Here is a 7,682-nt window from a genome sequence, read left to right on the forward strand (position 1 = left end):
ACGCAGGGAACCGGCAGGTGCCGCGCGGCTTTGACAACGCTGGGCAATTCCTCGGGAAACGAGCCGGGCCGGTTCGAGAACGGAGCCAGGGCAGGCGATCCGGGGGCCGACAGCACCCGGAAGCCCTTGCCGGAGCCCCGTCACTAGAGCGCCGCCTGAGCGTACGTTGCCAAGTCGCCGTACAGCTTGGCAATCTGTTGCCATGAAAGTGGCAACAGATTGCCGACGAACGGGGGGAGGCCCCGGAATGAACGCGATCTCCCACGGTGACCGCTGGGTCCATCTCGACACCGCGGACCTGGGCCGCATGCCGGCCGCCGCGCGTGCCGTCCTCAGGGAACGGACCCGTCACGAGGACCGCCACGGGCCGTACGAGCTGGACGAACATGTCCACGACGAGGTGCGTCCCGAACTGGACGCCCGGCTCGCGCACCTGCTGGGCGCGCCGTCCGGCGACACGGTCCTGTTCAAGGGGGCCGCCGACGCGTTCGACACCGTCGTGTCCCGGCTGCCCCTCGGCCCCCGCGACCGCGTCTGGACCACGCCCTACGAGGGTGTCGCCCACCTCACCACCCTGTTCGCGCTGCGCGACCGCACCCGCTGCGCCCTGGACGTCGTGCCGCTGCGCCCGGACGGCGACCTGGACCTGGAGTGGATGGCCGCGCACATCGACGACGACGTCGCCCTCGTCTCCCTGACCCATGTCCCGGCGGGCTGCGGCATCGTCAACCCGGTGGAGGAGGCGGGCCGCGTCCTCGCCCCGCACCGCGCCCTGTACGCGGTCGACGTCTCCTACTCCGTCGGCCAGCTCCCCGTGGACGCGGCCCGCATCGGCTGCGACCTGCTCACCGGGGACGGCTGGCGGTTCCTGCGCGGACCGGAGTCCATCGGGTTCGCCTACGCGGCACCGAGGCTGCGCCAGGCCCTGGCCCCGTACGGCGTGGCACCGCGCTCCGCCCCGCACGGCGCGGCCGTCGCCGCGCTGAACACGGCCCTCGCCCTGCCCGCACCGGCGGACGCGTACCGGGAGCTGGCTCCGGCGCTGCGCGCGGCCGTCGAGGAGACCCCCGGCGCCGAACTGATCGCCCCCGGGCGGACCCACTCCGGCGTGCTCGCCTTCCGGCACGCCGAGCTGCCCGCCGCGCTCATCCGGCGGCGGCTGGCCGAGCGCGGGGTCGTGGTCCGCAAGACCGTGGCGCAGGAGACCCCGCTGTTCCTGCCCGGCCGCGGGGTCACCACGGCCGTCCGTGCCTCGGTGCACGGCGACAACTCCGTACAGGACGTGGACCGGTTCGCCGAGGCGCTGCGCGAGGCCGTGCACGAGGGCGTACGGCACGGGCGCGGGGCGGCGGCGGTCCCCGCGCCGGTCCTCGCACCGGCCGGCGCACCGGCGGCCGTACCGGCCGGGGCACGTGCGGGGCTGCGCGCCGTGGCCTCCGCGCCCGGGTCCGTGCCGGTGTCGGCAGTGGCGGCCGGAGCGCCGGTCCCGCGTCCCCGTCCGTCCGGGCGCCGCCACCTGTCCCTGGTGCCCGCCCCCTGAGCGGTCCGGACGAGTCGGTCCAGAACCCAGGTCATGACGTTCCGTCGTGACCTGGGTTCGCCGCTGCCCGGGGCGCGGGGGTGCCCTGCGGCGTCCCATGGCGCCGGGTGGCACACCATGGCGCCATGGTGTGCCACCCGGCGCCACCTGGTGCCACTCCGCCCCGCCGGAAAGGGATGCCCGCGCACGCGACGCCACCATGGCGCACGACTTTCCCGCGCATCCCCCCAGGTCAGCGCCACATTCGTGAGGCGGTGGGCCGCCCGGCTGCCGCCATGGTGTCATCGCTCCTTGTGTATAGCGCCATTGTGATGCCATGATGGCGTCATGGACCTCACCCCGTATGTCGAGACCCTCCGCCGTGAACTCGCGGTGGCCGCCGAAGCCGGCGGCGAGGACGCCCGCGAGCTGGCCGAGCGGCTCACCGCTCCGCTGGAGTCGGCGACCCGGCTGACCCTGCTCCACGTGCTCTCCGCCGCGATGGACGAGATCACCCGTGAACTCGCCCCCGGCTCGGTCGACGTACGGCTGCGCGGGCTCGACCCCGACTTCGTGGTGACGCCGCCGCCCACCGGCGGCGGCCCTGCGGCGGCACACGAGGCCCCGGCCGCCGAACCGTCCGCGGCCCTCGCGTCCCCCGCGGCCCCCGCACCCGGCGAGGGCGACGAGGGCGGCACCGCCCGCGTCAACCTCCGGCTCCCCGCCCACCTCAAGGCGCGTGCCGAGGAGGCCGCGAACCGGGAGGGCCTGTCGGTCAACGCCTGGCTGGTGCGCGCCGTCTCGGCCGCGGTCGACGGCGGTGCCCGGCCGCGTACGGCGGGAAAGACCCGCACCGTAGGACAGAGCTTCACGGGCTGGGTGCGCTGACCGCACGGGCACCCGCACGGGGACCCGCACGGGGACCCGCGCCCGCCTGACGTCACCGCCCCGCAGCTCACTTCACCCACACCGCGTCCCACCTGCGAGGACGCCCCGAAGACCCAAGAGGACGGTACAGCCATGCCTACGTTCGAGACCCCCGGACCGATCGCCGTGACCGCCCATGTGGGCGCCGGTTCCGTCCAGTTCACCGCGGGAGAGCGCGCCGACACGGCCGTCTCGGTGCGCCCCGGCGACCCGAAGCGGGACAAGGACGTGCGGGCCGCCGAGCAGACCGAGGTGACGTACGCCAACGGCACGCTGACCATCAGGACCAAGCAGCGCGCCTTCATCGGACCCACCGGCACGGTCCGAGTGACGGTGGAACTGCCCGCCGGTTCGGACCTCGACGTGACCGGCTCCTGGATCCAGGTGCTCGGGGAGGGCCGGTTCGGTGAGGTGCGGGTCAAGACGTCGGTCGGCGACGTCCGCCTCGACACGACCGGGCCGCTCCAGCTGACCACCTCGCACGGCTCGGCCACCGTGGACCGGATCGAGGGCACGGCCGAGATCACCAGCAGCTCCGGCAGCGTGCGCGTCGGCCTCGTCGAGGGTCCCGCCGTCCTGAAGAACTCGCACGGCACCACGACCGTCGAGGCCGCGACCGGCGAGCTGCGGGTGAGCGGCGCCAACGGCGACATCGAGATCCGGCGCGCCGAGGGGCCGCTCACCGCCACCACCGCGCACGGCAATCTGCGGGTGGGCGAAGTGGTGCGGGGCAGTGTGCGGCTGGAGACCTCCTACGGTGCCATCGAGGTCGGCGTCCGCGAGGGCACGGCCGCCTGGCTCGACGCCCACTCGGACTCCGGGCAGGTGCGCAACCGGCTCGCCGCGTCCGACGCCCCGGCGGAGACCGAGGAGACCGTCGAGATCCACGCCCGCACCCGCTACGGCAGCATCGACGTCCTGCGCGCCCGGCCCTGACCCGGCGCCCCGGCCCTGACCCCGAAGCCGTACCGCCCTGCCCCCGAAGCCGTCCCGCCCTGACCCGGCGGCCCCAGGCCGTACGAACCCGTCCTTCTCAGCCTCTGAACGGAGGGCTCCATGCCTTCTTCTGTCATGCCCATGCCTGTCTCCGCGCCGCCCGCCGTCTCGGCCGCCGGCCTGCGCAAGGCGTACGGCGACAAGACCGTCCTGGACGGCATCGATCTGCGCATCCCGGCCGGTTCCGTGTTCGCGCTGCTCGGACCCAACGGCGCCGGCAAGACCACCACCGTGAAGATCCTCACCACGCTCATCACCGCCGACGGCGGACAGGCCCAGGTCGCGGGCCACGACATCGCCGGTTCGCCGGACGGGGTGCGCGCCGCGATCGGTGTCACCGGGCAGTTCTCCGCCGTCGACGGGCTGATCACCGGGGAGGAGAACATGCTCCTCATGGCGGACCTGCACCACCTGCCCCGGCGCGAGGGACGGCGCGTCGCCGCCGAGCTGCTGGAGCGGTTCGGCCTCGCCGACGCCGCGAAGAAGCCCGCGCAGAGCTACTCCGGCGGGATGAAGCGCCGTCTCGACATCGCCATGACCCTCGTCGGCGGCCCCCGGGTCATCTTCCTCGACGAACCCACCACCGGCCTGGACCCGCGCAGCCGGCACACCATGTGGCAGATCATCCGCGAACTCGTCGCGGGCGGCACCACCGTCTTCCTCACCACCCAGTACCTGGAGGAGGCCGACGAACTCGCCGACCGCATCGCGGTCCTGAACGACGGGAAGATCGCCGCCGAGGGCACCGCCGAGGAGCTGAAACGGATCGTCCCCGGCGGGCACGTACGACTGCGCTTCCTCGACCCGGCCGCGTACCGCGCCGCCGCCCCGGCCCTCACCGAGGCCACCGGCGCCACCGGCGACGACGAGGCCCTCACGCTCCAGATCCCCAGCGACGGCAGCCAGCGCGCGCTGCGCGACCTGCTCGCCCGGCTCGACGCGGCCGGTGTCGAGGCGGACGAGCTGACCGTGCACACCCCCGACCTCGACGACGTGTTCTTCGCCCTGACCGGCTCCGCCGTGCCGTTGCCGGTGCCGGGCCGGCCCGCCCAGTCCCAGGAGGACGCCCGATGAGCAGCTCCCTGACCCTTGCCGTGCGCGACTCGTCCACGATGCTGCGGCGCAATCTGCTGCACGCCCGGCGCTACCCGTCCATGACGCTGAACCTGCTGCTCACCCCGGTGATGCTGCTCCTGCTCTTCGTCTACATCTTCGGCGACGTGATGGCCGCGGGACTCGGGGACGGCGGGGCCGACCGGTCCGCCTACCTGACCTACCTGGTGCCGGGCATCCTGATGCTGACCATCGGCGGCACCACCATCGGCAGCGCGGTGTCGGTGTCGATGGACATGACCGAGGGCATCATCGCCCGCTTCCGCACCATGGCCGTCCACCGCGGCTCGGTGCTCATCGGACACGTCGTCAGCAGTGTGATCCAGTGTGTGCTGAGCGTGGTCCTCGTCGGCGCCGTCGCGGTGGCCATCGGCTTCCGCGCCCCGCACGCCGGTGTCCTGGACTGGGTCCTCGCGGTCGGACTGCTGGCCCTGGTCTCCCTGGCGCTCACCTGGATCGCCGTCGGCATGGGCCTGGTCAGCCCGAACGCGGAGGCGGCCAGCAACAACGCGCTGCCGCTGATGGTCCTGCCGCTGCTCTCCAGCGCCTTCGTGCCGGTCGGCGCGATGCCGGGCTGGTTCCAGCCGATCGCCCGCTACCAGCCGTTCACCCCGGCCATCGAGACGCTGCGCGGCCTGCTGGAGGGCACCGGCACCGGGAACAACGGCTGGATCGCCGTCGCCTGGTGCGTGGGCCTCGCGGCGCTCGGCTACCGCTGGGCGAAGACGGTGTACGACCGCGACCCGAAGTGAGCGCGGACGCCCCCCGAGAACCGGACCGGAACCGGAACCGGAACCGCAACCGGGACCGGGACCGGAACGGGACCTGCCCGCCCCGACCGCGTGAGCGGTCCGGGCGGGCACGTCCGTGTGCCGGAGCGGCGGTCACCTCATGTGGTCCTTCAGGGCCGCGATCACCTCGGCGGCCTGCGAGTTGAGGTAGAAGTGCCCGCCGGGGAACACCTTCAGGTCGAAGGGACCGGAGGTGTGCTCGCCCCAGGCGCGCGCCTCGTCCAGGGTGACCTGCGGGTCGTCGTCGCCGGTGAGGGCGGCGACCGGGCAGGACAGCTTCGTCCCGCCCGTCCAGCGGTACGTCTCGGCGGCCCGGTAGTCGGCGCGGACCGCGGGCAGGATCATGCGCAGCACCTCCGGGTCCCCGAGCACCTGGGTGTCGGTGCCGCTGAGCCGGGTGATGTCCGCGATCAGGCCGTTGTCGTCCTTCAGGTGCACCCGCTCGTCCCGTACGGTCGACGGCGCCCGCCGCCCCGAGGCGAACAGGCCGTGCAGCACCGTGCCGCGCGCCTCCAGCCGGGAGGCGACCTCGAAGGCCAGGGAGGCGCCCATGCTGTGCCCGAAGAAGGTGACCGGCCGGTCGGCGCACCACGGCGCCAGCTCGTCCACCAGGATGTCCGCCAGCGCCGGGATGGTGTCGACGCACGGCTCGTGCCGCCGGTCCTGGCGGCCCGGGTACTGGATCGCCAGCACGTCCGCGTGCGGGGCGAGGGTGCGGGAGACCGGGAAGTAGAAGGAGGCGGAGCCCCCCGCGTGCGGGAAGCACACCAGGCGGTGCGCGGCCTGCGGAGCGGGATGGAAGCGCCGTATCCACGCGCCGGTCTCGACAGTTGCCTCGGTGGTCACGTCAGGCTCCACTTCTGTTTCTGTGTCGTGCCACTTGCCTGACGGTACGTCAGGCAGCGGGTGCTTCCTCAAGGATCACATGGGCGTTGGTGCCGCTGATGCCGAACGAGGAGACTCCGCCCCGGCGCGGCCTGCCGGTCTGCGGCCACGGCTGCGCCTCGGTGAGCAGCCGCACATGCCCGGCCTCCCAGTCGACCTGCGGCGTCGGCCGGTCGACACCGAGGGTCCGCGGCAGCAGCCCGTGCCGCAGCGACAGCACCATCTTGATGACGGAGGCCACACCGGCGGCGGCCTGGGTGTGCCCCAGGTTGGACTTGACCGAACCCAGCCACAGCGGCCGGTCGGCGGGCCGGGCCCGCCCGTAGGAGGCGAGCAGCGCCTGCGCCTCGATCGGGTCGCCCAGCTTGGTCGCCGTGCCGTGCGCGTCGACCGCGTCGACGTCGTCGGGCCGCAGCCCGGCGCTGTCCAGCGCCTGCCGGATCACCCGCTGCTGCGCGGGCCCGTTGGGCGCGGTCAGCCCGCTGGACGCGCCGTCCTGGTTGAGCGCGGAGGAACGGATCACCGCCAGGATGCGCCGCCCGTTGCGCCGCGCGTCCGACAGCCGTTCCAGCAGGATCATGCCGGAGCCCTCGCCCCAGCCCGTGCCGTCCGCCGCCTCGGCGAAGGACCGGCACCGGCCGTCCCGGGACAGCCCGCGCTGCTTGGTGAAGTACTGGAAGGTCTCCGGGGTGACCATCACCGTCACCCCGCCCGCCAGCGCCAGCGAGCACTCACCGGACCGCAGCGCCTGGCTCGCCAGGTGCAGCGCGACCAGCGACGACGAGCAGGCCGTGTCCACGGTCACCGCCGGACCCTCCAGGCCCAGCGTGAACGCGATCCGCCCGCTGATCAGGCTGCCGCCGGTGCTCGCGCCCTCGTACTCGTGATACATCAGCCCGGTGAACACCCCGGTCCTGCTGCCCTTCAGGGACAGCGGGTCGATCCGCGCGTTCTCGACGGTCTCCCACGCCGTCTCCAGCAACTGCCGCTGCTGCGGGTCCATCTCCAGCGCCTCACGGGGCGAGATGCCGAACAGCTCGGCGTCGAACCCCGCCGCGTCCGCGAGGAACGCCCCGTGCCGGGTGATGCTCCGGCCGGGCGCGCCGTCCTCCGGGTCGTACAGACCCTCGACGTCCCAGCCCCGGTCGCCGGGGAACTCGGTGACGCCGTCGCGTTCCTCGACGAGCATCCGCCACAGGTCCTCGGGGCACTCCACTCCGCCGGCGAACCGGCAGGCCATGCCCACGATCGCGATCGGCTCGGCCTGGCGGCCCGCCAGCCGCTCGTTCTCCGTGCGCAGCCGCTCGTTCTCCATCAGCGAGGCGCGCAGCGCCTCGACGATCTCGTTGGTGTCCACGTGGCTCGGGGCCTTCCCCTCGGTCCTCGTTCCTCGTTCCTCGTACCTCGTACCTCGTACCTCGTACGTTGTACTTCGGCGTGCCCGGCGGCCC

6 protein-coding genes and 1 pseudogene are annotated in these 7,682 nt (G+C 73.4%); 5 read left to right on the top strand and 2 right to left on the bottom strand.

The features are described from left to right. Positions 1-247 precede the first annotated feature (247 nt). The 5 genes from B086_RS0120590 to B086_RS0120610 all read left to right on the top strand — a co-directional run bounded on the left by B086_RS0120590 (position 248) and on the right by B086_RS0120610 (position 5,307). Positions 248-1,540, top strand: coding sequence for an aminotransferase class V-fold PLP-dependent enzyme (locus B086_RS0120590; protein WP_018568322.1), 1,293 nt, complete (start codon positions 248-250; stop codon positions 1,538-1,540). A 327-nt stretch (positions 1,541-1,867) separates the two neighbouring features. Then, positions 1,868-2,407: a toxin-antitoxin system HicB family antitoxin gene (locus tag B086_RS0120595; protein WP_018568323.1), complete on the top strand. Its 540-nt coding sequence runs from the start codon at positions 1,868-1,870 to the stop codon at positions 2,405-2,407. Positions 2,408-2,539: 132 nt separating this feature from the next. Continuing rightward, positions 2,540-3,382, top strand: a complete 843-nt coding sequence (locus tag B086_RS0120600) for a DUF4097 family beta strand repeat-containing protein (protein ID WP_018568324.1) — start codon at positions 2,540-2,542, stop codon at positions 3,380-3,382. Between the two features lie 120 nt (positions 3,383-3,502). Beyond that, complete coding sequence (locus B086_RS0120605) at positions 3,503-4,516, top strand: daunorubicin resistance protein DrrA family ABC transporter ATP-binding protein (RefSeq protein ID WP_026252608.1); 1,014 nt, start codon at positions 3,503-3,505, stop codon at positions 4,514-4,516. Further along, positions 4,513-5,307 (top strand): ABC transporter permease, encoded by a 795-nt coding sequence (locus tag B086_RS0120610; protein WP_018568326.1) that lies wholly within the window; start codon positions 4,513-4,515, stop codon positions 5,305-5,307. The genes B086_RS0120605 and B086_RS0120610 overlap by 4 nt, the downstream gene beginning before the upstream one ends. A gap of 132 nt (positions 5,308-5,439) precedes the next feature. Here B086_RS0120610 and B086_RS0120615 read toward each other — a convergent pair whose 3' ends face one another. Both B086_RS0120615 and B086_RS0120620 read right to left on the bottom strand, forming a co-directional pair. Further along, on the bottom strand, positions 5,440-6,192 hold the full coding sequence (locus B086_RS0120615) for a thioesterase II family protein (protein ID WP_018568327.1): 753 nt from the start codon (positions 6,190-6,192) through the stop codon (positions 5,440-5,442). Between the two features lie 58 nt (positions 6,193-6,250). Then, positions 6,251-7,576: pseudogene (locus tag B086_RS0120620) on the bottom strand (beta-ketoacyl synthase N-terminal-like domain-containing protein); the annotation flags it as partial. Positions 7,577-7,682 lie beyond the last annotated feature (106 nt).

Origin of the sequence: Streptomyces sp. PsTaAH-124 (assembly GCF_000373685.1) — a bacterium.
GTDB classification, from domain to species: Bacteria; Actinomycetota; Actinomycetes; order Streptomycetales; family Streptomycetaceae; genus Streptomyces; species Streptomyces andamanensis.

Bases quoted from the DNA above. Each gene is read 5' to 3' on its own strand.
- B086_RS0120605 (WP_026252608.1), top strand. From the start codon at position 3,503: ATGCCTTCTTCTGTCATGCCCATGCCTGTCTCCGCGCCGCCCGCCGTC.
- B086_RS0120595 (WP_018568323.1), top strand. From the start codon at position 1,868: ATGGACCTCACCCCGTATGTCGAGACCCTCCGCCGTGAACTCGCGGTG.
- B086_RS0120590 (WP_018568322.1), top strand. From the start codon at position 248: ATGAACGCGATCTCCCACGGTGACCGCTGGGTCCATCTCGACACCGCG.
- B086_RS0120610 (WP_018568326.1), top strand. From the start codon at position 4,513: ATGAGCAGCTCCCTGACCCTTGCCGTGCGCGACTCGTCCACGATGCTG.
- B086_RS0120600 (WP_018568324.1), top strand. From the start codon at position 2,540: ATGCCTACGTTCGAGACCCCCGGACCGATCGCCGTGACCGCCCATGTG.